The sequence below is a fragment of the Candidatus Arcticimaribacter forsetii genome (genome assembly GCF_910589745.1).
GTDB lineage: Bacteria > Bacteroidota > Bacteroidia > Flavobacteriales > Flavobacteriaceae > Arcticimaribacter > Arcticimaribacter forsetii.
Map to the genome: position 1 here is coordinate 1,994,149 of NZ_OU342399.1, position 22,873 is coordinate 2,017,021.

Annotated in this window: 25 protein-coding genes; 8 read left to right on the plus strand and 17 right to left on the minus strand. The window is 34.4% G+C overall.

Translation table 11 applies throughout. The annotated features are described in order from the left end of the window. Positions 1–46 precede the first annotated feature (46 nt). On the plus strand, positions 47–556 hold the full coding sequence (locus NG655_RS09200; RefSeq protein WP_252159020.1) for a CvpA family protein: 510 nt from the start codon (positions 47–49) through the stop codon (positions 554–556). Here NG655_RS09200 and NG655_RS09205 read toward each other — a convergent pair. From NG655_RS09205 to NG655_RS09240, 8 genes are read right to left on the minus strand one after another with little or no spacing between them, the layout of a single operon-like run. Further along, on the minus strand, positions 548–1,306 hold the full coding sequence (locus NG655_RS09205) for a tetratricopeptide repeat protein (protein ID WP_252159021.1): 759 nt from the start codon (positions 1,304–1,306) through the stop codon (positions 548–550). The two genes, NG655_RS09200 and NG655_RS09205, sit on opposite strands and share 9 nt — an antisense overlap. Beyond that, on the minus strand, positions 1,303–3,066 hold the full coding sequence (locus tag NG655_RS09210) for a BatD family protein (RefSeq protein WP_252159022.1): 1,764 nt from the start codon (positions 3,064–3,066) through the stop codon (positions 1,303–1,305). The genes NG655_RS09205 and NG655_RS09210 overlap by 4 nt, the downstream gene beginning before the upstream one ends. A gap of 6 nt (positions 3,067–3,072) precedes the next feature. Further along, positions 3,073–3,915 carry a tetratricopeptide repeat protein gene (locus tag NG655_RS09215; protein WP_252159023.1) on the minus strand — a complete coding sequence of 281 codons (843 nt, stop codon included), beginning with the start codon at positions 3,913–3,915 and terminating at the stop codon, positions 3,073–3,075. A gap of 3 nt (positions 3,916–3,918) precedes the next feature. Then, positions 3,919–4,962 carry a vWA domain-containing protein gene (locus NG655_RS09220; RefSeq protein ID WP_252159024.1) on the minus strand — a complete coding sequence of 348 codons (1,044 nt, stop codon included), beginning with the start codon at positions 4,960–4,962 and terminating at the stop codon, positions 3,919–3,921. 2 nt (positions 4,963–4,964) lie between these two features. Next, positions 4,965–5,969 (minus strand): vWA domain-containing protein, encoded by a 1,005-nt coding sequence (locus NG655_RS09225; protein ID WP_252159025.1) that lies wholly within the window; start codon positions 5,967–5,969, stop codon positions 4,965–4,967. A gap of 1 nt (position 5,970) precedes the next feature. After that, a complete protein-coding gene (locus tag NG655_RS09230) occupies positions 5,971–7,590 on the minus strand; it encodes a BatD family protein (protein WP_252159026.1) in 1,620 nt (539 codons plus the stop codon). 2 nt (positions 7,591–7,592) lie between these two features. Continuing rightward, on the minus strand, positions 7,593–8,459 hold the full coding sequence (locus NG655_RS09235; protein ID WP_252159027.1) for a DUF58 domain-containing protein: 867 nt from the start codon (positions 8,457–8,459) through the stop codon (positions 7,593–7,595). A 37-nt stretch (positions 8,460–8,496) separates the two neighbouring features. Beyond that, complete coding sequence (locus NG655_RS09240) at positions 8,497–9,498, minus strand: AAA family ATPase (protein WP_252159028.1); 1,002 nt, start codon at positions 9,496–9,498, stop codon at positions 8,497–8,499. A gap of 148 nt (positions 9,499–9,646) precedes the next feature. On the opposite strand from NG655_RS09240, the gene NG655_RS09245 reads away from it, so the two are divergent. From NG655_RS09245 to NG655_RS09255, 3 genes are all read left to right on the plus strand, one after another. Then, positions 9,647–10,513, plus strand: coding sequence for an aldo/keto reductase (locus NG655_RS09245; RefSeq protein WP_252159029.1), 867 nt, complete (start codon positions 9,647–9,649; stop codon positions 10,511–10,513). A gap of 2 nt (positions 10,514–10,515) precedes the next feature. Beyond that, on the plus strand, positions 10,516–11,271 hold the full coding sequence (locus NG655_RS09250; RefSeq protein ID WP_252159030.1) for an SDR family NAD(P)-dependent oxidoreductase: 756 nt from the start codon (positions 10,516–10,518) through the stop codon (positions 11,269–11,271). Between the two features lie 279 nt (positions 11,272–11,550). Continuing rightward, positions 11,551–11,820 carry an endonuclease/exonuclease/phosphatase family protein gene (locus NG655_RS09255; RefSeq protein WP_252159031.1) on the plus strand — a complete coding sequence of 90 codons (270 nt, stop codon included), beginning with the start codon at positions 11,551–11,553 and terminating at the stop codon, positions 11,818–11,820. On the opposite strand, the gene NG655_RS09260 is transcribed toward NG655_RS09255, so the two are convergent. From NG655_RS09260 to NG655_RS09275, 4 genes are read right to left on the minus strand one after another with little or no spacing between them, the layout of a single operon-like run. Continuing rightward, entirely contained in the window at positions 11,821–12,753 is a 933-nt protein-coding gene (locus NG655_RS09260; RefSeq protein ID WP_252159032.1) for an alpha/beta hydrolase, read from the minus strand. It lies immediately after the preceding gene. A 30-nt stretch (positions 12,754–12,783) separates the two neighbouring features. After that, the gene (gene hflX, locus NG655_RS09265) at positions 12,784–13,992 is read right to left on the minus strand and encodes a GTPase HflX (protein WP_252159033.1); all 1,209 of its coding nucleotides are present in this window, start codon (positions 13,990–13,992) and stop codon (positions 12,784–12,786) included. A gap of 4 nt (positions 13,993–13,996) precedes the next feature. Beyond that, positions 13,997–14,755, minus strand: coding sequence for a UDP-2,3-diacylglucosamine diphosphatase (locus NG655_RS09270; RefSeq protein WP_252159034.1), 759 nt, complete (start codon positions 14,753–14,755; stop codon positions 13,997–13,999). 36 nt (positions 14,756–14,791) lie between these two features. Beyond that, complete coding sequence (locus NG655_RS09275; RefSeq protein WP_252159035.1) at positions 14,792–15,943, minus strand: cystathionine gamma-synthase; 1,152 nt, start codon at positions 15,941–15,943, stop codon at positions 14,792–14,794. 108 nt (positions 15,944–16,051) lie between these two features. Here NG655_RS09275 and NG655_RS09280 point away from each other — a divergent pair, with 108 nt between their 5' ends. Continuing rightward, complete coding sequence (locus tag NG655_RS09280) at positions 16,052–16,405, plus strand: arsenate reductase family protein (RefSeq protein WP_252159036.1); 354 nt, start codon at positions 16,052–16,054, stop codon at positions 16,403–16,405. Next, entirely contained in the window at positions 16,398–17,288 is an 891-nt protein-coding gene (locus NG655_RS09285; protein ID WP_252159037.1) for a DMT family transporter, read from the plus strand. Before NG655_RS09280 ends, NG655_RS09285 begins: the two co-directional genes overlap by 8 nt. Here the strand turns inward: NG655_RS09285 and NG655_RS09290 are convergent. The 3 genes from NG655_RS09290 to NG655_RS09300 form a co-directional block, all read right to left on the minus strand. Next, the gene (locus NG655_RS09290; RefSeq protein ID WP_252159038.1) at positions 17,285–18,094 is read right to left on the minus strand and encodes an HAD family hydrolase; all 810 of its coding nucleotides are present in this window, start codon (positions 18,092–18,094) and stop codon (positions 17,285–17,287) included. The two genes, NG655_RS09285 and NG655_RS09290, sit on opposite strands and share 4 nt — an antisense overlap. 212 nt (positions 18,095–18,306) lie before the next feature. Then, complete coding sequence (locus NG655_RS09295) at positions 18,307–18,498, minus strand: hypothetical protein (protein ID WP_252159039.1); 192 nt, start codon at positions 18,496–18,498, stop codon at positions 18,307–18,309. A 135-nt stretch (positions 18,499–18,633) separates the two neighbouring features. Further along, entirely contained in the window at positions 18,634–19,059 is a 426-nt protein-coding gene (locus NG655_RS09300; RefSeq protein ID WP_252159040.1) for an adenylyltransferase/cytidyltransferase family protein, read from the minus strand. A 599-nt stretch (positions 19,060–19,658) separates the two neighbouring features. Between NG655_RS09300 and NG655_RS09305 the strand changes: the two genes are divergently transcribed. Both NG655_RS09305 and NG655_RS09310 read left to right on the plus strand, forming a co-directional pair. Next, the gene (locus tag NG655_RS09305) at positions 19,659–19,958 is read left to right on the plus strand and encodes an antibiotic biosynthesis monooxygenase family protein (RefSeq protein WP_252159041.1); all 300 of its coding nucleotides are present in this window, start codon (positions 19,659–19,661) and stop codon (positions 19,956–19,958) included. A 47-nt stretch (positions 19,959–20,005) separates the two neighbouring features. Then, positions 20,006–20,482: a c-type cytochrome gene (locus NG655_RS09310; RefSeq protein ID WP_252159042.1), complete on the plus strand. Its 477-nt coding sequence runs from the start codon at positions 20,006–20,008 to the stop codon at positions 20,480–20,482. On the opposite strand, the gene NG655_RS09315 is transcribed toward NG655_RS09310, so the two are convergent. Both NG655_RS09315 and NG655_RS09320 read right to left on the minus strand, forming a co-directional pair. Next, on the minus strand, positions 20,477–21,124 hold the full coding sequence (locus NG655_RS09315) for a gluconate 2-dehydrogenase subunit 3 family protein (protein ID WP_252159043.1): 648 nt from the start codon (positions 21,122–21,124) through the stop codon (positions 20,477–20,479). The two genes, NG655_RS09310 and NG655_RS09315, sit on opposite strands and share 6 nt — an antisense overlap. 10 nt (positions 21,125–21,134) lie before the next feature. Beyond that, positions 21,135–22,841, minus strand: coding sequence for a GMC oxidoreductase (locus NG655_RS09320; RefSeq protein ID WP_252159044.1), 1,707 nt, complete (start codon positions 22,839–22,841; stop codon positions 21,135–21,137). Positions 22,842–22,873: the final 32 nt, after the last annotated feature.

Genomic DNA, 22,873 nt, shown 5'->3' on the forward strand with positions numbered 1-22,873 from the left:
AAAAAGGGAAGGCACATAGACTCAAAAATATATCTATATTTGAAACATGAATTACATTGACATTGCCATAGTTGGCCTTGTACTATTTGGGGCTGTAAAAGGATTCTCTAAAGGTTTTATAGTCGAAGCAGCTTCTTTAATTGCATTAGTACTAGGGCTAGTTGGTGCTTTATTGTTTTCTACTCGTGTTGGAGAATTAGTTGGACAATATATTGACTTAAACCAAGTCCCTCCTGCTGGAGTAATGTTTATTATTACTTTCATCGGAATCATTATTGGGGTAAATTTACTCGCTAAGTTTTTAACAAAAATATTGAAATTGGCAGCTCTTGGAGGGTTAAATCGGATTTTTGGAGCTTTTTTTGGAGCCTTAAAATACGTATTAATTCTAAGTGGTGTAGCCTTAATCTTAGATCAATTCGACTTTTTATTTACCTTTATGGAAGAAGATATTATTGCAGATTCTAAGTTTTATGGCCCTATAAAAAATATTGGAAGTGAGGTCTTGGAATGGGTGCTAGGGAAAAAAGACTTAATCCCAAATAAGCTAGTTTAAAGTTTTCAACGAAGAAGTTTCAATCCATCCTTCTGAACCATTAGCTATTTTAATTTTATAAAAACTACCTAGCGAGTCAAGCACCTCAGCTTTTGTTCCTTCATGTAAAATAAATAACACCTCCGAGCGATCATTTGGTTCCCCCAAAATATTAACTTGAGTATCAAAAATAATAGCAAAACGTTGATTTATCTTCTCTTCATTTCTTGAATAAGTCAGCGTAAATAAAAATATAAACACACCCATAAGTAACCAAAAAGAAGTGAAATAAATCCGTTTATATACTGTGTTTGAATTTAGTAGATAGAGCGAAAAAAGAAGTGATAAAATTATTGACAAACCAATTAATATTTTTGCCCAAGCAGAAACAGAATACAAAGATGTTATTGAATTAATAACTCGATCTCCTAAGCTCACTGGAAGCATTTCAATTGCATCCATTGACATATTCTTAGCAAATTGTAAATTAATGTCGATGTCTTTATTTTCTGGATCTAACAGTTTTGCCTTTTCAAAATAAAAAACACTCTCAGCTACTTTTCCGATTCTATAATATGCATTTGCCAAATTAAAATATAACTCAGGGCTGTGAATATCCAATCCTAAAATCTGTTCATACACTTCAATTGCCTCTTCATAGGAACCTGAATTATACAAGTTATTCCCTGTGTCGAAAAGTGCTTCTGGAGTTTGGGCAGATGACAAAAAACCAAAGAAAATAAATGCGATAAAAGAATATATTACTTTCATAACTGTTTATCCATTTTTGAAATTAATTTTGAAGCTCGATCAAAGTCTTCTTGCATACTAACTGAAGTCGCAGGTGCATATCGTGCGGCTTCGCAAGATTTAAGAATGTTATTAAATTCTTTAATTGATGAAGAATCTACCTCTTTTTCTCTTAGTAAACTTGAAATTTTATCTTTACTAAATTCTGATGTTTCAATATGTAATTTTGCTTTTAAATAATTGTGCAGGGCTCGCTCTAAAGAGTTGTAAAACAATTCCTTATCTCCTAGTGTTTTCTTGGCAGAACTCAAGTATTTTCGAGCCAATTTATTAGCTGATTTTTGCCTTAAAGTCATTGGGTCTTTAGATCTATTTTGCTGTGCTTTGAGCCATACAAAAAGTAAAAAAACAAGTCCAAAAGGGAAAATTAGAATAAAATAAAAATTTCTACTTCCAAAAAATGGCATGCTAGAACTTATGGATTTAAATTCTGTTTCTAAAGCTATAAATACAAATTGATCTTCGTTTAAAGTTGGCTTTAAAACCAAAGAGGATCCTTTAGGATTAACAACACCACCTTTTATAGGCCCCTCGTTAACATTGACCATATATTCTTCTGAAACTAAAGTTTTATATTGTTTCTTATTTGGATCAAAAAATGAAAATGAAATTGAAGGAATTGGATAATTTCCTTGAAACTCTGGAACAATTGTATAGGAATCCTGAATACTCCCTTTCATTCCCAGTAAGTTTGTTTTTATGTTTTCAGTGTGTTCTGGTTCATAAACTTCTAGAGATGCAGGCACATTGATTTTAGGTAAATTAAATAATTTTAAATTACCCCTCCCAGAAACTTTTACAGTTGCTTGAAAAGATTCTGAAGCTTTTAAAACATCTTTATTTAAATCAAATTTCAGATCAAAATCACCTACAGCTCCATTAAAATCGATTGGTTTTCCTTCCTCAGGTAACTCCTTAACATTAATTGTTCTTTTTCCAGCTGTAATTACTTTTGGAACTTGTCTATTGATTAAACTCCCCCAAATATCACGCCTGTTAGATGGAACCTGAACAGTCATACTTAGGGTAAGAGGTTCTAAGGTTAACTTACCTGTCTTTTGAGGATATAAAACTGCTTTCCGCCATGTAACATAATTATATGTTGTGCCTTTATAAACCCCTTGTTTCATTTCCAATTTTTTGATTGGAATCAAGTTGCTCCAAAAATCACCATAGCCCGGACTTTCTAATTCATTAACGTTAGATATACCCACTTGAGGAGAATAATACAATTTATATACAACCGTTATTGCCTCATTTAAATATGGATTAGGATTTGAAATTTCTGCTACTAAATGAACACTTTGATCTGCAATATAATCAGCATTCCCTCCTTGGTTTGGTTTAGCAACCGCTTCCGTAACTTCGACAGAGACCGGGGTTGTTTTGTATATTTCTCCTTCGATCTCGATTGTAGCTTGACCAATCTTAATCTTACCCTTTCGGGTGGGGTTAAGGAAGTATGTATAGGATCTAGAGAATGTTCTTTTACCGTTTATCCAACTGTTACTTGTTGCTTGATTTGGTCCCCCTACAACACGAAACCCTTCAAAGTTAGGCGGTGTGAAATTATCACCATTCTTATTCATTTCAAAACTTACTTTTAATCGCTCATTTAAACCCATTCGGTTTTTACTAACCTTTGCTTTAAAGGTTACTTGAGCTTCTAGTTTAAAAGCTAGAACTAATAAAAATAATATTAAAAATATTTTCTTCAACATAAGAATTTACCAGTCTTTTTTTGTTTTTAAAGGCACCCCTTTTACCTTTTCGGCGTTTACTTTTTTCTGAACACCTTTCTCCTGATTATTCATTGCCTCAAGTAAACTCTTAACTTGTTCTGGTGAAATTTGACCTGGCTTAGGTTTAGGAGGTTGTTTTTTCTTTTCATCACCTTTTGCTTCTTTTTCAGGATTTTTAGGCTTATCATCCTTAGGTTTTTCTTTCGATTCATCTTCAGAATCTCCATCTTTCCCATCTTTTTTATCCTCGTCTTCTCCTTTCTCTTTTGGATCTTCTTTATCTCCCTGATCGTTTTTCTTGTCTTGATCTTGATCTCCTTCTTTATCTTGATCTTGATTTTCTTGATCTTGATTATCTTGGTCCTGCTGATCTTGTTGATTTTCTTGTTTTTCTTTCTCTAAAAGTTCTTTAGCAAGAGCATAATTGTATCGTGTCTCTTCGTCACCAGGATTATTTCTTAAAGCATTTTTAAAGGCTTCAACTGCTTGAGTATAGTCTTTTTGTTGCATGTAAACATTTCCTAGATTATGAAAAGCAGCATGTTTTTCTTCTTTTGAATCCGAACTTTTTTGGGTTTGAAAAAAACGTTGAGAAGCCGAACCATAGTCTTTAATTCTATAATTGTTATTTCCTAGATTATGTAGCGCTTCCGTTTTATTGGGATCAATAGAAACAGCTTTTCGGTACTGAACTTCAGCGCCAATATATTCTTTTTGATTATAGGATTCATTTCCATCAACAACCAAATTATTGGCAGATTCATTTTGACCCCAAATAAAGGTTGAAAAAAACAACAAAAACAAGAAGTTTAGCTCTTTTAGTTTCATCTATTATTCTTTATTATTTTCATTAAATAAGTTCAATTTTAGAACCCACTTAGTTTTAGTTTCAAAAAGTAAAATCTCTATCAAAAGTAATAGAAATCCAGCAATAAGGAAGCCTTGAAAGCGGTCTTTATAGCTCACAAATTTTTTAGCTTCAAATTCTTTTTTCTCCATTTGCTTTAAAGTCTCTGAAACAAATTCTAAAACAGCCTGGGTATCATTCCCATCTGTATAAAAACCTTCTGCTATGTCTGCTATTGATGCAAGAATCTCGGAATTCCTTTTTGTAATTACGACCTCTCCTTCTTGATCTTTTTTATACGACTCAACAATTCCATTTTTTTTGATAGGAATTGGAGCTCCTTTGTCTGTACCCACACCAAAAGTAAAAACTTTGATCCCTTCTTCTTTTGCTCGTTCTGCTGCGGCCATTGCATCCTCTGAATGATCTTCTCCATCGGATAAAATAAAGACAACTCTATTGGTCTGATCTTCATCATCAAAATATGAAATTGCAAGATCAATAGCAGAATCTATTGCAGTACCTTGAGATGAAAGCATATCCGTATTGAGCGCTTGTAAAAACATTTTAGCGGCTCCATAATCTGTTGTTATGGGTAACTGAGGGACGGCTTGTGCTGCATATGCAATAATTCCAACTCGATCGCTTGCCAACTGATTGAGTAAAGCAGAAACCAATCGTTTTGCTTTTTCAATACGGTTGGGCGCAATGTCTTCTGCAAGCATGCTTTTAGAAACATCTATTGCAAAAACAATATCAACCCCTTCTCTTTTTACAGTTTCTAATTGAGTTCCTATTTTAGGATTTACAAGTGCCAGAATTAAACAACTAATTCCAAGGCTGATTAATACAAGTTTGAGTAAAGGTTTAAAGCTAGAACGTTCTGGACTCAATACTTCCATTAATCTGGAAGATGCAAATCGTTCTTGAGACTTTTTTTTCCAGTTAGATATAAGAATATAACCGACCCACAAAACAGGGAGTAGTCCAAAAACATAAAAATAAATCGGTGCGTCTAATTGATACATTATTATATAAAACTTCTAAAAATTGTGTTTTTCAAAACCCATTCAAAAAATAATAACCCTAAGGCTATTAATAAAAGAGGTCTATATTTTTCTTCGTAATTGTAGTACTTTATTTCTTCAATTTCTGATTTTTCTAACTTATTAATTTCTTCATAAATGTCTTTTAACTTTTTAGAGTCTGTTGCTCTAAAATACAATCCTCCTGTGTCATCGGCAATTGCTTGTAATAGCGCTTCGTCAATTTCAACCTTTGTTAATCCATATTGAAATTTACCGTCAGGCAAAATTCCTATTGGAGCTCTTGCTGTTCCATTGCTTCCAAGTCCTATTGTGTAAGTTTTAATTTGAAACTCAACTGCTAATTCTGATGCTATTTTTGGTTCTATAAAACCGGAATTATTAACTCCATCCGTTAATAAAATAATAACCTTGCTTTGAGCCCTACTGTCTTTTAATCGATTAACAGCAGTTGCCAATCCCATTCCGATGGCAGTACCATCATCGATTACACCATCGTATCGTATACTTCGGAGCGCATTTTTAACAATCCTTTTATCACTAGTAATCGGTGTTTTAGTATAACTTTCTCCAGCGTAAACAACCAATCCAATTCTATCGCTTTTACGATCATCTATAAAATCTGAAGCAACCGCTTTTAATGCATTTAAACGGTTCGGTTTAAGATCTTGGGCAAGCATACTTGACGAAACATCTATTGCCATTACAATATCAATTCCTTTGTTGGTCTTTGTTCTTGTAGAAACATCTACTGTCTGAGGACGAGATAATGCTAAAATAACTAAGGCCAAAGCCCCTATTCTAAAGACAAACAATATGGGTTGAAAAAAAGACAACTTTGATTGTGCTCCTTCAAAACCTTTAATTGATGAAATCGTTAATCTTGCTTGTTGAAATTTACGCTTATATATGTACCATACAACAATCAGTGGAAGTGTTATAAACAACCACAGATATTCTGGATTCGCTAATTCTATTCCTTCAAACACGTTATAATTCTTTTAAAACTTCGAGTGATTCTATTACTCTATTTTCTATTTCTTTACCGTAACGATCTTCTTTTGCATATAATATTCTCAATTCTACAAGAGCTTGATTGAAAGGCAAAACTATGGATCTAATTCTACAACGAACATAATCTTGATCGACTTCTTTTATATCTAGTGTCCCTGACAATTGTATTACTTCTGTTCCGTCTTTTGTAGAAAAAGGATCTGGATTTATAAGCATATTTGTAGCTCCATTCTCTTGAAGGGAATTTAAAATACCATTGATCAATTCTTGGGTTTTTTGCTGCTGTTCTTCTTCCGTTTCTTCTTTTCCTTGTTCTGGAGGTTCTTGATCTTGAAAACTTAATTCCACATAGACAGAATTGAAAGGGTCACCTGCAGAAAAAACAGTAATTCCATTTGGAGTATTTGCTTTTCTGACTAGAACCTCCGGAGTTTCTAATAGCAATGGTGGAGTCCCATATTGACTATTAATCCATTGATTATTCAGTAAAACCTTTGTTGGATATTGGAATACGGTGTCCTTAATATGATCAAAACCAAATGTTTTAATAGAAATTAAAAGAGCTACAACTCCTAGACCTAGTGCACTTAATCCAGCGATTTTTAATTGTCTTTGACGCTTTTTAATTTTTAGCGCTTTCTGAAAAGCTGCAGTTGCTTCTAGCTCTTCTTGTGTAGGTTCTGGTAATGCCTCTTGTGTTTTTATAACCACATCTTCAACCAAACTTCTATCTCTTGTTGCTATCTCAAACTCAGGAGCAGAAAGAGCAAATTTAACCAGATCAGCATTCTCTAAAACCTGTTTTAAAGAGCGTAAAGTCTCGCTATCTAATTCTAACCTACCTGCGTCTTTTAGTAATTCAAGTTTTTTAAGTAATTCTCTAGAGGTACTTTCTAAAGCGGTTATGTTCGCTTCTTCCTCAAGGTATCTTCGAACAACATCGGTTAATTTAGAATAGTAGTCTTTATATTCTTCTTGTAGTCTTGGACGTTCTTCTTCTAATGCTTTAAGCTCCAATAAGGCTCGATCAAAAGGAGGTATTTCTTTTCTTTTCTCTTCTCTTTTTTTCTTAAATTTTAATCCTAAGTATATCAACAAAGCGATAATTATTAAGATAATAACTGAGATCGATATTTGTCTAATCAATTTTGAATAACCTCGCTCCAAAGCAATCAGAGGTTTTATGTCATATAGTGGTTGTTTAAGAGTATCAACTACAACTGTATTTATTCTTACATTAATCGAATCTGAAAATGCATTCAATCCATTTATAAGAATTTTCTGCCTTGGGATGACATAATTTCCAGAATCGAATTGAATTAATGCATACTTTTTGGTAAATAAATAATTAGTTTGAGCTTGAATTGTATCTAAAGGAAAGACTTCTAGAATTTCAAAAGGAGCAAAATTTGGTTCTTCAGAAAACTGAATTACTGAAAGACTATCCCCTTTAATTTGATAACGAACATCAATTTGTTCTCCTATTTTATATTCTGTTGAGTCAATAGCCGCTATAATCTCGTTTGAAATTTGTGCAGATCCATTTAAAAATGAAAACAGAAAAACAGAAAAAAATAAAATTAATTTAGTTTGCATCTTTATATTCTTGCTTTAAAATAGCTTAAGAGTTTTTTCACATAACTTTCTTCGAGACTACAATGAAGGGTCCCTGCACCATTTTTTCTAAATAAGGTTTCAAAAGCATCTACCTGCTTTTGATGTGCGAGTTCATATTGTTTCCGAACCGTTTTGGATGTAGTATTGATCCATTTAGTTTTCAATGTTTCACTATCCAACATAGGAACAAGACCAATATTAGGCATTTCTACTTCTCTTTTATCGTATACTCGAATTCCTGTTAAGTCATGTTTCTTTGCTGTAATTCTCAGTGTTTTTTCATAAGAATCGTCCATAAAGTCGGATAATAAAAATACAATTGCTTTCTTTTTTAAGATCCCAGACAAAAACTCTAAAGCTTTCCCAATATCGGTTTGTTTACTTTGGGGTTCAAATTCTAAAAGCTCACGAATAATTCTTAAAACATGGGTGCGTCCTTTTTTAGGTGGAATAAATAATTCTACCTGATCGGAAAATAATAACATACCCACCTTATCGTTATTTTGGAGTGCAGAAAAGGAGAGTGTTGCAGCAATTTCAGTTAAAACCTCTCTTTTAAACTGCTCTCCAGTTCCAAAAAACTCTGATCCACTTACATCAACAACAAGCATTAAAGTAAGTTCTCGTTCTTCTTCAAAAACTTTAACAAAAGGCTCATTGTATCGAGCTGTTACATTCCAATCAATAGCGCGCACATCATCTCCAAACTGGTATTGACGTACCTCGCTGAAAGTCATTCCTCTTCCTTTAAAAGTACTGTGATATTCTCCACCAAAAACATGATCACTCAAGCGCCTTGTTTTGATTTCAATTTTCCTTACTTTCTTTAAAAGTTCTTTTGTGTCCATTTAGATAAACGTTCCTTTTTATTAATTAAAATAAAAATTAAGGTACCTCAACTTCATTAATAATCTGACTAATTAAATCTTCTGTAGTTATATTTTCTGCTTCGGCTTCATAAGTTAAACCGATTCTGTGTCTTAGTACATCATATACAATGGCACGAACATCTTCTGGTATTACATAACCTCTATGTTTAAGAAAAGCATGACATTTGGCAGCTGTTGCCAGGTTAATACTTCCACGAGGAGATGCCCCAAAACTGATTAAAGGTTTGATTTTCTTTAAGCCATAACGTTCTGGATAACGAGTAGCAAAAACTAAGTCTAAAATATACTTCTCTATTTTCTCATCCATATATACGGAACGAACAGTTTCTTGGGCGGTAATAATTTGCTTTGTAGTAACAACAGGTTTTATCTTTTCTTGTGTAGCCATTAAATTAGATCGAACAATTATTTGTTCATCTTCGATGGATGGATAATCGATAACCGTTTTAAGCATGAATCGATCTACTTGTGCTTCTGGCAAAGGGTAAGTTCCTTCTTGTTCTACCGGATTTTGAGTTGCCATTACTAAAAAAGGTTGTTTTAATGGAAAAGTAGTGTCTCCAATGGTAACTTGCTTTTCTTGCATGGCTTCTAAAAGTGCTGATTGAACTTTAGCAGGAGCACGGTTAATTTCATCTGCCAAGACAAAGTTTGCGAAAATAGGTCCTTTTTTTATAGAAAAGTCATTGTCTTTAATGTTATAAATCATGGTACCCACAACATCTGCAGGCAACAAATCTGGTGTGAATTGAATTCTACTAAAATCTGCTTTAACAGCTTTGCTTAGTGTATTAATAGCAAGCGTTTTAGCTAACCCTGGAACACCTTCTAACAGAATATGTCCCCGTCCTAAAAGACCAATTAATAAACGCTCGACCATATGCTTTTGGCCAACAATAACTTTATTTATTTCTAATGTCAATAAATCGACAAAGGCACTTTCCTTTTCGATTTTTTCGTTAATAGCGGTAATATCTACCTTGGTGTTATGTTCCATAAGATCTTCTAAATAATTTTGGTATACAAAAATGGAAAAATTAAAACGTAAGTCTTGTTAACAATTGGTTAAAATAGTTAGAAAAAACAGTGGTCTAAATTCAGTTTAAAGTTTAAATTTAAATGTAAATTCATTTATTATGAAAAGTATGGATACATTTTCGAAAATTATTGCTGGAACAATGACTTGGGGAGCTTGGGGGAAAAATTACACCACCTCAGAAATGAGCAACTTAATAGAAGATTCTTTAGAATTAGGAATAAGCACATTTGACCATGCAGATATCTATGGTGGTTACACTACTGAGGCAGACTTTGGAGAAGCTTTCAATCAAAGTAACGTAGATCGATCTAAGGTTCAGTTCATAACTAAATGTGGTATTCAATACCCAAGCGAGCAGCGTCCGTTAGAAGTTAAGCACTATGATTATTCTGCTGAACATATTATTTGGTCTACAGAAAAATCACTTCAAAACCTAAAAACAGACTATATAGATGTCTTATTACTTCACAGGCCCAGTCCATTAATGGACCCAAAAGAAATTGCAAAAGCTTTCGATCACCTTAAAAGCCAAGGAAAAGTGAAAAGTTTTGGGGTCTCTAATTTTACAGCTTCTCAAATGAGTCTTTTAAGCTCTGAGAATCTGATTGAATGGAATCAAATTGAATGCTCATTAACCCAATCTAATTCAATGTTCGACGACACCTTAAACTACATGTCAATAAACCAAATTGGAGCAATGGCTTGGAGCCCTTTAGGGAGTTATTTTAAAGAAGATAATAATCAAAACAAACGCATTAAACCCTTACTGTCAAAAATGTGTTCAACATACAACGCTTCCGAAGATCAGATTTTATTAGCATGGTTACTTCACCATCCTGCAAATATTCATCCTATTGTTGGGACAACTCAAAAGGAACGACTTAAAGACGCTGTTGATGCGTTATCAATTAAACTTAAAATACAAGACTGGTTTTTATTACTAGAAGCTAGTTGGGGGCATAAAGTACCATAATTATGAACAAAACAGTACTCATTACCGGAGCTACAAGCGGTATTGGAAAAGCAACAGCAACTTTTTTAGCCTCTCAGGGAGCACGTTTAATTTTATGCGGAAGGAGAGAACATCGACTTAATGATTTAAAAAAAGAGCTTCCGACTGAAGTTCATACACTACATTTTGATGTTCGTGATCGAGAAGCAGTTTTTGATTCTATAGCTCAAATTCCTGAGGAATTTAAACCCATAGACGTTTTGATAAATAACGCTGGAAATGCACATGGATTAGATGACGTTGTTGGAGCAGATTTAGACGATTGGGACGCAATGATCGACGGAAATGTAAAAGGACTTATGTATGTAACTAAGGCTATATTACCTGAAATGACCACTCGAAAAAAAGGGCAAATAATTAATCTTGGATCGATTGCTGGAATTGAAGTATATCCAAAAGGAAACGCCTATTGCGCCAGTAAATTTGCGGTAGACGCTTTTACACAAGGTTTAAGAATTGATCTTAATTCATACGGAATTCGTGTAGGTGCTATTCATCCTGGCCTTGTAGAAACAGAATTTTCGGAAGTCCGGTTTAAAGGGGATCAAGAAAAAGCTGCTGCTGTGTACAGCCAACTAGATGCTTTACAAGCCGAAGATGTTGCAAATACTATTTTATTCATGATCAATGCTCCTGAACATGTAACCTTAGCAGACATAACTATTTTACCAACAGCACAAGCAAGTGCGACGGTAATTAATAAAAATACTTTGGAGTAAAAATTATGATAATTCTATGAAAATAACAGAAGTATCATGTTGATTATTTCAACGATGAAGGCTAAAATTTTTTGAATTACATAAGACATAACAATAGTTTTTATTTGGGTTGGGATTCAAAAATACGAAAATCATCCAATTCATAGGTACCATCATGAGCAGTTTTTCCACTTCCATTATATTTAAAAGCAAAATATAGGTTTGTACCATAGAAGTTTAAATCTAAATTTCCAGAGTCAATAAACACATTCGAATCATAAAATTATTTTCAAAAATCAGATGACTCCCCTTTTCAAAAAAGGAATTGGAACCATTGGTTATAATGATCGGTGGTTTTTATTTGACCAGTTTCTAACCAGTCCTGATTGGAATAAGAAATCTTCATTGAATATCCTTGGAGTCCGAGTGTACAACCCTCCTTTTCTGAGAAATCCAGAGGGAAAATATAAAGGATACCCATACAGAATTCAGATCAATGGAAACCAACTCAAAGGATATTCCGACCACTTTCCTATTTATTTGTTACTTTCAGAAAGGGTGGCTGAGTAACTACCTCAACTTACGCAACACAAAAGCCTCTGGGGTTTCTTGAAAAGCTCCACTGGTGGTAAATCCTTCTTGGATGGCCTTAGCCCTAAGTGCATCGGAATGACGAATGCTGTGATACAAAACATCGAGATCTATAGAACCATCTGATCGCACAACTTCGTTTCCAGCGGTATTGTATAAATATAATTCTGGATCTGCAGGATCCATAAATTCAATAAAGTCCACCGCGTCTAACTGTGCTTGTGTAGGCGAAGGCCCGCCATAGAACAAATTAAAAAGCAATTGAAATTCTTGACTATTTTGAGTTATTTGATCTACACTTAAATTCGGAAAAAGGTTTTCCCAAGCATATAGATTATAAGAGCTTTGAGTTGCAAGTGCAACAATACCCACTACACCTTGGTTATAATCTGCTTGAAGTCCATTCCACAAAGAAATTCCAGCTCCAGACGAAGCTCCACTCAACACGATTTTATTTGCGTTTAAATCAAGACTGGAAGCAATCGATCGGATGTGGTTTAACAACAAAGTACCGTCGGAAAGTGAGGTGGTTAAACCCATACTATTTGGACTGTTTAAAAAACTATAATTAGCATTTACTAAAGCCACATTTTCATTCAACAGGTTATTTATAATACCTGCAAAAGGTTCTTGGTAAGCATCCGTTTTGTCATTAAATAAAAAACTACCTCCATGGAAAAAAATAACAATTCCGATTGCATCACCATCTTTTGGAACCATTAGGTCAAATGTATTCCGCTCCGCAGAACCATATGAGAGATCCTGGTAAAATAAAGAAGTAGATTCTAATGGATTTACTTCAGGATTCTGATTTAATGCAGTACTAACTTGCTCTTCATATGAAACTGAGGGGCTCTCGGAGTCACAGCCTATTATTAAGAATAAAAGTAAAACGTAGGACAGATTTCTCATTTGGTGGTTTTTAATAAAATTAGGGATTATTTATTCTTCCAGACCCTCTGGGTACAAGAAATTATTATACGGAAAACGGGTTACGTGTATATCGCGAATTGCTGCATAGACTTGTTTTCTAAAATGAACTAAGTTTTCTTTTTTTGTGGCTGAAATAAAAAGAGCATTCCCATTCATTTTAGACATCCAAGTTTGCTCCCATTCTTCTATCGTATTGTGCAATTTAGTTTTTTCAGTAACTAAATCATCCGGTTCAATAACAAGAGGTTTGTATGCGTCAATTTTATTAAAAACCATAAGGGTGGGTTTATCTTGGCTCTTTATTTCTGACAGTATTAGATTAACAGACTCAATATGTTCTTCAAAATTAGCATGCGAAATATCAACTACATGGAGCAACAAATCGGCTTCTTGAACTTCATCTAGGGTGCTTTTAAAAGATTCTACCAATTGAGTAGGTAGTTTTCTTATGAACCCAACCGTATCACTTAAAAGAAAAGGTAAATTACCTATTACTACTTTCCGAACAGTGGTATCCAAAGTTGCGAATAATTTATTTTCTGCAAACACTTCGCTCTTTGCGATTGCATTCATTAATGTGGATTTTCCAACATTAGTATAACCTACCAGTGCAACTCGAACTAAGGCTCCTCTATTCCCTCTTTGAGTCGACATTTGTTTGTCAATTACGAGTAATTTCTTTTTTAATAATGCAATTTTATCTCGAACTATACGTCGATCAGTTTCTATCTCTGTTTCTCCGGGTCCACGCATTCCAATTCCCCCTTTTTGACGTTCTAAATGCGTCCAGAGCCCTTTTAATCTTGGAAGTAGATATTGGTACTGTGCTAACTCTACCTGGTTTCTTGCGTAACTAGTTTGAGCCCTTTGCGCAAAAATATCTAGGATTAAACCAGTTCGATCTAATATCTTACACTTCATAACCTCCTCGATATTTCGTTGCTGAGCAGGGGTTAATTCATCATCAAAAACAAGGGTAGAAACTTCATTTTCTTTTACAAACTGCTGAATTTCTTGTAGTTTCCCGCTTCCAATAAATGTCTTGGGATTGGGAAGCGTCATTTTTTGAGTGTATTGTTTTATTACTTCCCCTCCAGCCGTATGAGCTAGAAAAGCTAATTCTGCTAAATACTCTAAAGCCTGTTCTTCGTCTTGTCTGGCTGTGATTACTCCAATTAATACTGTTTTCTCAAAAACAAGTTTTTTCTTTTCTATCATTCTTTTAGGAGTCCCAAGTTTTTAATTCTAAATCTGTTCCATCAAACTCTGCATAGGTGAAATGCGTTATCCAATCGCCCAGATTTATATATCGTGCCTCAGAGGTAATTGCTATATCCAGTGGTAAATGACGGTGTCCAAAAACATAAAAATCTCGTTTTTCCTCTGCTTGTTTTTTATGACAATATTGCACCAACCATTCTTTTTCTTCACCAAGAAAAACAATATCATCGTCACCAGAAATCATTTTATTTTTCAGAGACAAATACTGGCCTATTTTTATTCCGATATCGGGATGAATCCAGCGATATAGCCACTGAAAAATAGGGGCTGTAAATACTTTTTTCATTCTTTTAAAACCGAGGTCTTTAGGGCCAAGGCCGTCTCCATGACCAATAAAAAACTTCTTGCCGTTTATGTTAAACTCCTTCGGTTCTTTATGTACAATAAAACCAAGTTCTTTCTCAAAATAATCGAGAACCCATAGATCATGATTCCCTACAAAAAAATGAATTTCTACTCCCTGATCGGATAATTCTGCAAGCTTCCCAAGAACTCTAACAAATCCTTTTGGAACCACAGTTTTATACTCAAACCAAAAATCGAATAGATCACCTAACAAAAACAATTGTCCTACGTCTTTTTGAATATCATTAAGCCACGAAATAAATACCCGCTCTCTTGTAATGCTGCTTTCAGCATTTGGAGCACCCAAATGGTTGTCGGATGAGAAGTATATTTTTTTTCCGTTAGGAAGTTCCATAAACAATTGTTAGAGTATAAAGATACAGAAAAGCGTTTATCCTATTGCTTGCTCTAGATCGTCAATTAAATCTTGAGCATCCTCAATTCCAACACTTAAACGAATTAATGAATCTACAACTCCACTTTTTTCGCGTTCTTCTTTTGGGATAGATGCGTGCGTCATGCTTGCTGGGTGACCTGCTAAACTCTCTACACCTCCTAATGATTCGGCTAGAGTGAATACTTTTAATGATTCAATAATTTTTATTGCAGCTTTAAAGTCTGCGCCTTTTGGAATAAAAGAAAGCATTCCTCCAAAATCTTTCATCTGTGCCTTTGCAATGTGATGATTTGGATGAGACTCAAACCCAGGCCAAAAAACCTTTTCTATTTTAGGATGATTATTTAAATACTCGGCTACTTTTCTACCATTTTCAGAATGTCGCTGCATACGAACATGCAGTGTTTTTATACCTCTTAAAGTTAAAAAACTATCCATTGGACCACAAACTGCTCCACTAGCATTTTGAATGAAATAAAGTCGCTCCGCAAGATCATCATCATTTACTATCAATGCCCCTAAAACAACATCACTATGACCCCCAATATATTTGGTAGCAGAGTGCATTACGATATCAGCACCTAAATCTAGAGGTTGCTGTAGGTATGGAGAAGCAAATGTATTATCTACTGCTAAAAGTATTGTATGTTTTTTTGCAATTGCAGAAACTGCTTTTATATCCACTACATTCATCATTGGATTCGTTGGAGTTTCTACCCAGATCAGTTTTGTGTTTGAATTAATTGCATCTTCAACTGACTGAACATGATCCATTCCTACAAAATGAAATTTAATTCCAAAGCCTTCAAATATCTTAGTAAATAATCGATACGAACCCCCATAAAGGTCATTTGTAGAAATTACTTCATCCCCCGGCTGTAATAATTTCAAAACTGCATCGATAGCAGCTAGTCCAGATCCAAAAGCAAGTCCATGTGTTCCGTTTTCTATACTCGCCAAAGACTTTTCAAGAGCTTGACGTGTAGGATTATGGGTTCTACTATACTCAAACCCTTTGTGTCCACCTGGAGTAGTTTGCGCATAAGTAGAGGTTTGATATATTGGAGGCATTACAGCTCCATAGGCTGGATCGTGTTGTTGGCCTCCGTGAATTGTTTTTGAATTAAAACGTAATTTCTTTTCCATTAATTTTAGGGTCATTATTGGGTTCAAAGGTAGTGGATTAGAAGGATTTCTCCATATTTTTAATGCATTTAACAAAAATTGATTTTCTTTGTCTGAATAACATCCCTTATGAATACTTTTTTCTTCCTTAAGACCTGTGATACTTGTAAAAGAATCATAAAAACCATAGACCTACCTGATTCAGTTTCTTTGATTAATATCAAGGAAAACCCACTTGATTCTGATCAACTTGATACATTATATAAAAGCACAAATTCTTACGCTGCACTTTTTAATAGCAGAGCACAATTATTAAGAAAAAGGGGATTAAAAGCTAGTGAGCTTTCTGAAGAAGAAATGAAAAACCTCCTTCTTGAACACTATTCTTTTTTAAAACGACCTGTATTAATTTACAACCAAGAACTTTTTATTGGGAATTCTGTTGCAACTGTCGAGGCTGCAAAAAAAGCAATTCATGGATAAAAGAATCCTTGCGCTGCTAGCCGCTCTTGGTGCCACCACAATTTACGGCCTAAACCACACCATAGCTAAAGTAATAATGCCTGATTATATTGGCGCATTTGGCTTGGTTATGCTCAGAGTTGTAGGCGCAACGATCTTATTTTGGTCAATTAGTTTATTTTATCCTTCGGAGAAGATTGACCGTCCCGATTTTTTTAGAATTGGAATCGCTACACTTTTTGGAATGTGCATCAACATGCTCATGTTCATTAAAGGTCTTAGTTTATCAACCCCAATTAACAGCTCTGTTATTGTTACTTTAACTCCAATCATGGTTATGATTCTTTCAGCTATTTTCTTGAAAGAAAAAATAACGATTAAAAGAGGAACTGGAATTTTTATTGGTTTTGGAGGAGCTGCTTTATTAATTCTTCAGGGGAATAACGAAATGCTAAACGCTCCTAATATTTCCCTAGGAAACATCATGATGTTTGTAAATGCAATGTGCTACGGAACCTATTTAGTCTTAGTAAAACCTTTGACTAAAAAGTATTCAACCATTACCCTTATGAAATGGATGTTTCTTGGAGGATTTTTCTTAAATCTCCCCATTACATTCACTGAAATTACTGAGGTAAGCTGGACAATACTCCCTTTCGAAGCTATTTGGCGAATGGCATTCGTTGTTGTCGGAACAACCTTTTGCACCTATTTATTCAATGTTTATGCCTTGAGGACTTTATCTCCAACTACTGTGGGTGCTTTTGTGTACCTACAACCCCTTATGGGAATACTATTTGCTACCTATACTGGAAATGATCAGTTAGATCTAATAAAATGTACTGCCACTGTACTCGTGTTTATTGGAGTTTATTTGGTAACTAAAAAACCTAAAACAGCTTAGCAGTATTGTTCAATTGCAGCAGCTACTCCATGCTCGTGATTCGAAAGCGTATGAAAAGGTGTTGCAGCTAGTATTTCTGGTTTTGCATTAGCAACTGCAACCCCACGACCAACTTGCTCTAATAAAGTCCTATCGTTATAATTATCTCCAAACGCCATTACATCCTCCAGGGTTAGATCTGGATATTCTGAGGATAATAAAAAAGATAAGGCAGAAGCTTTGTCTAATTGATTATTAGAAATCTCTAAATAAGTATCTTTAGAACGATAGGCATTTATTTGATCCGAAAAAAGCTCTGAAATTAACTGTTCAATTTGATCCAACTCAGAGGGTTCTCCCATAGCCATAATCTTATGTGCTCCTTGCTTTTTTTCTTCCCAGGACTGTAGCGTTTTTTCAAGAGGGGCTATTTCTGGGGTTACCCTAGTATTATTTTGTTCTCTTTTTGCCCAAAAATCAAGTGCAGGAACCACCCATTCTTCGTTATTGTATAAACTAAAGTGGAGGCTACTATCTTTAAAATGGGTACAAATTTGTTTGGTTGTTTCAAATGGAACCTCAATACTCTGCAACACCTTTCCAGAACCATCAAGTATTAATGCACCATTATAGGCTATTAAAGGTAAATTACTTACTCGTAATTCGGTTTGCAGTATACGCATTGATTTTGGCATTCTCGATGAAATGAGAAGAAATGGAATCTGGGGACTAATACTTTGAACAGCTGCTTTAGTTTCAACTGAAAGACTTCGATTTACGTCTAGTAGAGTTCCGTCAATATCGGAACAGATGAGTTTGCACTCCATGAATTTTTATTTACTCAAAGATAAGCGATTTAAAAAACATCTTTAAGGTGCTCACTCTAATAATAAGCTATTGATTTTTAGTACCTTTGAGATGACAGTCCCCAAAATCTGTTCTACATCATGAAAACAAGAACCTACCTGCTGCGTTGCAGAATTTCTCTTTTGTGGCAACTTGCCAAATTTAATTTCCATAAAAATTATCAAAATTACAGCTAAATAGATAGTTTTTCTCGAAGCCCAACTTGAGTTTGAGTTACAAAGGGAACTAAATTTTGAGGGGTTCTGATTGGCAATTCTCCAATGAATGCAGAGTCATGGGCTCCAATTGGATTAAAATATCTTAAGGAAATGGTGTTTAATGAACCTCTTGCAGCGCAGCTTTCTCTAATTATTTGTTCACCCACCTTCTTGGTTTTATCATCAAAGAGACACTGTTTCTTTAATCTGTGCTTCTTCTTTAATGGCAGTTCTTCTGCTTGTTAATAAACCGCAAAGGAGAAACTAAAAATTAGTTTTTGTGACTAATGTTTTTTTATTTTCTATTTTTTTAAGAGCCAGCTGCTTGACTGAATCTTATCTCCCAATCCATCGACTAAAGTGATTCCCATTTGATTACAAATGGATCTCTCCGGGATGGTATTGTTATTTTGATCTCCACCATTAGCGAAACTCAAGTCATATTCCGAACCAAAGTGTAGCGCAATTTTTTCAATGGTTCTGCAAACGGTTCTGTCTACATCAATCGACAAGACAGTATGATCTACAGACTTTATATTTGAAACTATAAAAACACGTTCTTGTTCTTGTTGAAACTCTTTAGATCCTTTTAATGCTCTTTGATGATCGTTATTTACAATCACAAATAATTCATCAGCTAAGGTCTTAGCATTATTAAAATACTCGATATGTCCTTTGTGTATAGGGTTAAAATACCCAGATACTATGATTCCTTTTTTCTTATTCATATTTTCACTTTTCATCTGCCAAGTTCATGAAGCTAACATTAATCACTCAAAATGTACTGAATTCTATAATCTTATGACTGTTTTATTGAAATTTATTTGAGATATAGTCTAGAGCTAATTTACTATTTATTATTTTTTTATAGGGAGATGTCTTTACTAAACGGGATTAGATTTTAAAAATCATAAGCTTCCTAAGAAACTCAAAAGGTCTTTTTGTGATTTATGATTATATTAATCATAATACAATCTTCAATAGTTTTTTTATCTCTTTTTTAAACTTGCTAAATTATATTATCACATGATATTTCTTTAGTAAGGAAATTTGAATATTTGTACATAATGGTAATTCTTTTAAATTTCAAATATTTACTGAAGGGTCTAAAATATCTTCATTTGATTTGTTAATAGTTGAAAAGTAAAAGAATTAACTACTACTTGTCGTTTCACACAACATTAAAGTTTTTAAATTATTTTACCAATAGAGCCAAAAACGCTTTTAGTTCTCTGTTGAATCAATCTCAGTATAGGTTTAATAATATTTTTAAAAAAATTGCTTGGTAAAATAATATATATTATATTATGTATAATAATTTTGTATTATGATAACTTTTAAACATTTGACTATTTTGACTAGAATTAAAGTAAAAGGTAAATCATCTGAAAAAATAAAAAAAGTATTACTCAAATTAATAGACGGTAATCTTACCGATCTAGGATGTGTTAATAGTGATTTACATCAGAAGACCAATAATAAAAATGTATTTATACTTTATGAAAATTGGGAAAAAAAGTCACATTGGTTGGATCATTTAAAAAGTGAGCGGAAATTATTATTTGATTTGGAAATTGAAAATTGTGTTGCCCAACTTAAAATAGAGGAAATGAAAATGATCCAGTAGTTGGAAAACATATATATGCTCCTTATATTTAAACTATAAATAAAGGAATGAAAAAAATAATATTATTAATCTTTGTTGCTACCCTAACCTCCTGTGGAAGCGCGGAAGAAAAGAAAAAAGGATTTGAGTACAATCGTACTCAAAGTGAAAAAACGAAAGCAGTTACTTCTAATAACACTACACCCATAGATTTATCTAATAAAGGAATTGGTCCAATAAGTTCATTAAAATTTAATGAAAGTATAGACAACGAACTTGCTGCAAAAGGTGCTGCAACTTTTAAACAAAAGTGTACCGCTTGTCATAAACCTAACAAAAAACTTATAGGTCCTGCAATGAAGGGTATCTATGAAAGACGAGCACCTGAATGGGTAATGAACATTATGTTGAACCCAACCGAGATGCTGAAAAAAGATGTTACGGCTATGGCTTTATTAAAAGAGTACAACAACATTCAAATGATCAATCAGAACCTTACAAAAGAGGAAGCCCGATCGATTGCAGAATATTTTAGAACTTTATAAAGACCAAGCTCTACCTCCAGTTGCGTCACTAACACTTATACACCCTTGCTGCTCTCCAGGGACAGGACTGTATGCTAGGACCGTTTCGCCAATTAATTCGGAGTTTTTAAAGGCAAATACAGATAAATCTCTAATGCTGTTAAGCATTGTTTGAACAACACCTTCTTCTGGAACAGAAATTTGTTCTCCGTTTTCTAAAGCCTCAGCCCAGCTATTTAAATCGTTCTGACGTGATTCTTTTGTTGCAGGATCAGCTCTTAAAAAACGATTCAATTGATCATCAATGTCTTGACTTGTCAATTCAGAAACTTGACTTTTACCAGAAGCTTCGAGCATTAACTTTGAAACTAAAGGCAGTCCCAGTAGAGTAAATTCTTTATCTTCTGGACTTGAAACTTTTGCCATATATCCATCTAAAAACTGAGTGAGGTTCAAGTCTTTAGCTCCAGGAATATTTTCAGTGGTTGGTAAAATTACATCCATAATTTTATCAACTAAATCGGCTTGTTCTAAGGATAGAAATTCTGGTTGCCATGCAGCAGTTCCAGTCTGGCAGCTTTCAAAAAGTCCAACCACTGTTGAACTGAGTGTTAGTGCCCCTAAGGATAATCCAATATTTTTTAATGCGGTTCTTCTTTGCATGATCTAATCTTTATAAGTTCATTTTTTTCAATTCCTTAACTGCAAAATCAACTGCTCTGGCAGTTAAAGCCATATAAGTTAAAGAAGGGTTTACATTACCTGCAGAAGTCATTGCAGCTCCGTCGGTAACAAATACGTTTGGCACTTCGTGTAACTGGTTGTTTCCATTTAAAACTGATGTTTTAGGGTCACGTCCCATTCTTGCAGTTCCCATTTCATGAATTCCAAGACCTAAGTGATATTCATTATCATATCCCGAAACATTTTTAAAACCAGCGTTATCTAGCATCTCCATTGCTTGGTTTTGCATATCCTTTCTCATATTCAATTCATTTTCACGAATTGTTGCATCGAAAGTAACTGTTGGAAGTCCCCACTGATCTAGCTTGTTATAATCTAAAGTCATTTTATTATCATGATAAGGCAATACTTCTCCGAATCCATTCAAACCAATAGTCCAACCTCCTGGGTTAAGAATAGCTTCTTTGAACTCTGGTCCGTATGCCATTTCTTTTACATTTTCGGTCCAAGAGCCTCTACTTCCCCCACCTTGATATCCATATCCTCTTAAGAAGTCTTTTTGATTCGATGAACCTCCTAGGTTTCTAAAACGGGGTATAAATACACCATTAGGTCTTCTTCCGGTATAATATTTATCGTCATAACCTTCAACATCTGCTCGAGCACCAACTTGAAAATGATGATCCATTAGATTGTGCCCTAATTCGCCTGAAGCATTCCCCATTCCATTTGGAAAATATTCTGATTTTGATTGCATCAAAATTGAAGTACTAGCAACTGCAGAGGCGCACAAGAAAATAACTTTTGCTTTAAATTCAATTGTTTCTTTAGTAACCGCATCGATTACTCGCACTCCAGAGGCGCGTTTTGTTTCTGGATCATACAACACTTCATGAACAACTGAGTTTGGTCTCAAAGTCATATTTCCAGTTTCTTCTGCCATGGGTAATGTAGAAGAGTTACTGCTAAAATAAGCTCCAAAAGGACATCCTCTTGAGCAGCGATTTCTAAACTGACAATTGATTCGTCCTGCACCTGGTTTTGTACCTTCTGTTATATGGGCAACACGACCTATTGTAAGTAAACGGTCGGTGTATTTTTCTGCTATAGAGCCTTTCAAATGATCTTCAACGCAAGTTAGTTCCATAGGCTTCAAAAACACACTATCTGGCATTTGAGGTAAGGATAAACTTTCCCCCGAAATACCTACGTGTTTTTCTACATAACTGTACCAAGGAGCAATATCTTCATATCGAATTGGCCAATCAACAGCAATCCCTTCTTTTGCATTTGCTTCGAAATCTACATCACCTCGGCGGTAGCTTTGACGACCCCACATTAAAGATCTTCCTCCAACGTGGTATCCACGACACCAGTCAAATTGTTTTACTTCATTATATGGATGATCTACGTCATCTACAAAAAAATGTTTAGTCGATTCTCTCGTTGTATATCCAGTTCTACTTTGTTTTGGCTGACGTGCTCTTGTTTCTTGAGTAATTACATCTCCATTAGGGTAATCCCAAGGGTCTTTATTCATAGTAGGATAATCCTCAACGTGTTTGACCATTCTACCACGCTCAAGAACTAAGGTCTTCAATCCTTTTTCAGTCAGTTCTTTTGCAGCCCATCCACCACTTATTCCAGTTCCAACAACAATTGCGTCGAATTCGGTTATCTTGTCATTTGTATTCATTCAAAAGTATTTTTGATATTCTCTAAATATAG

Bases quoted from the DNA above. Each gene is read 5' to 3' on its own strand.
- NG655_RS09200 (WP_252159020.1), top strand. From the start codon at position 47: ATGAATTACATTGACATTGCCATAGTTGGCCTTGTACTATTTGGGGCT.
- NG655_RS09205 (WP_252159021.1), bottom strand. From the start codon at position 1,306: ATGAAAGTAATATATTCTTTTATCGCATTTATTTTCTTTGGTTTTTTG.
- NG655_RS09210 (WP_252159022.1), bottom strand. From the start codon at position 3,066: ATGTTGAAGAAAATATTTTTAATATTATTTTTATTAGTTCTAGCTTTT.
- NG655_RS09215 (WP_252159023.1), bottom strand. From the start codon at position 3,915: ATGAAACTAAAAGAGCTAAACTTCTTGTTTTTGTTGTTTTTTTCAACC.
- NG655_RS09220 (WP_252159024.1), bottom strand. From the start codon at position 4,962: ATGTATCAATTAGACGCACCGATTTATTTTTATGTTTTTGGACTACTC.
- NG655_RS09230 (WP_252159026.1), bottom strand. From the start codon at position 7,590: ATGCAAACTAAATTAATTTTATTTTTTTCTGTTTTTCTGTTTTCATTT.
- NG655_RS09235 (WP_252159027.1), bottom strand. From the start codon at position 8,459: ATGGACACAAAAGAACTTTTAAAGAAAGTAAGGAAAATTGAAATCAAA.
- NG655_RS09240 (WP_252159028.1), bottom strand. From the start codon at position 9,498: ATGGAACATAACACCAAGGTAGATATTACCGCTATTAACGAAAAAATC.
- NG655_RS09245 (WP_252159029.1), top strand. From the start codon at position 9,647: ATGGATACATTTTCGAAAATTATTGCTGGAACAATGACTTGGGGAGCT.
- NG655_RS09250 (WP_252159030.1), top strand. From the start codon at position 10,516: ATGAACAAAACAGTACTCATTACCGGAGCTACAAGCGGTATTGGAAAA.
- NG655_RS09255 (WP_252159031.1), top strand. From the start codon at position 11,551: ATGACTCCCCTTTTCAAAAAAGGAATTGGAACCATTGGTTATAATGAT.
- NG655_RS09260 (WP_252159032.1), bottom strand. From the start codon at position 12,753: ATGAGAAATCTGTCCTACGTTTTACTTTTATTCTTAATAATAGGCTGT.
- hflX (WP_252159033.1), bottom strand. From the start codon at position 13,992: ATGATAGAAAAGAAAAAACTTGTTTTTGAGAAAACAGTATTAATTGGA.
- NG655_RS09270 (WP_252159034.1), bottom strand. From the start codon at position 14,755: ATGGAACTTCCTAACGGAAAAAAAATATACTTCTCATCCGACAACCAT.
- NG655_RS09275 (WP_252159035.1), bottom strand. From the start codon at position 15,943: ATGGAAAAGAAATTACGTTTTAATTCAAAAACAATTCACGGAGGCCAA.
- NG655_RS09280 (WP_252159036.1), top strand. From the start codon at position 16,052: ATGAATACTTTTTTCTTCCTTAAGACCTGTGATACTTGTAAAAGAATC.
- NG655_RS09285 (WP_252159037.1), top strand. From the start codon at position 16,398: ATGGATAAAAGAATCCTTGCGCTGCTAGCCGCTCTTGGTGCCACCACA.
- NG655_RS09290 (WP_252159038.1), bottom strand. From the start codon at position 18,094: ATGGAGTGCAAACTCATCTGTTCCGATATTGACGGAACTCTACTAGAC.
- NG655_RS09300 (WP_252159040.1), bottom strand. From the start codon at position 19,059: ATGAATAAGAAAAAAGGAATCATAGTATCTGGGTATTTTAACCCTATA.
- NG655_RS09305 (WP_252159041.1), top strand. From the start codon at position 19,659: ATGATAACTTTTAAACATTTGACTATTTTGACTAGAATTAAAGTAAAA.
- NG655_RS09310 (WP_252159042.1), top strand. From the start codon at position 20,006: ATGAAAAAAATAATATTATTAATCTTTGTTGCTACCCTAACCTCCTGT.
- NG655_RS09315 (WP_252159043.1), bottom strand. From the start codon at position 21,124: ATGCAAAGAAGAACCGCATTAAAAAATATTGGATTATCCTTAGGGGCA.
- NG655_RS09320 (WP_252159044.1), bottom strand. From the start codon at position 22,841: ATGAATACAAATGACAAGATAACCGAATTCGACGCAATTGTTGTTGGA.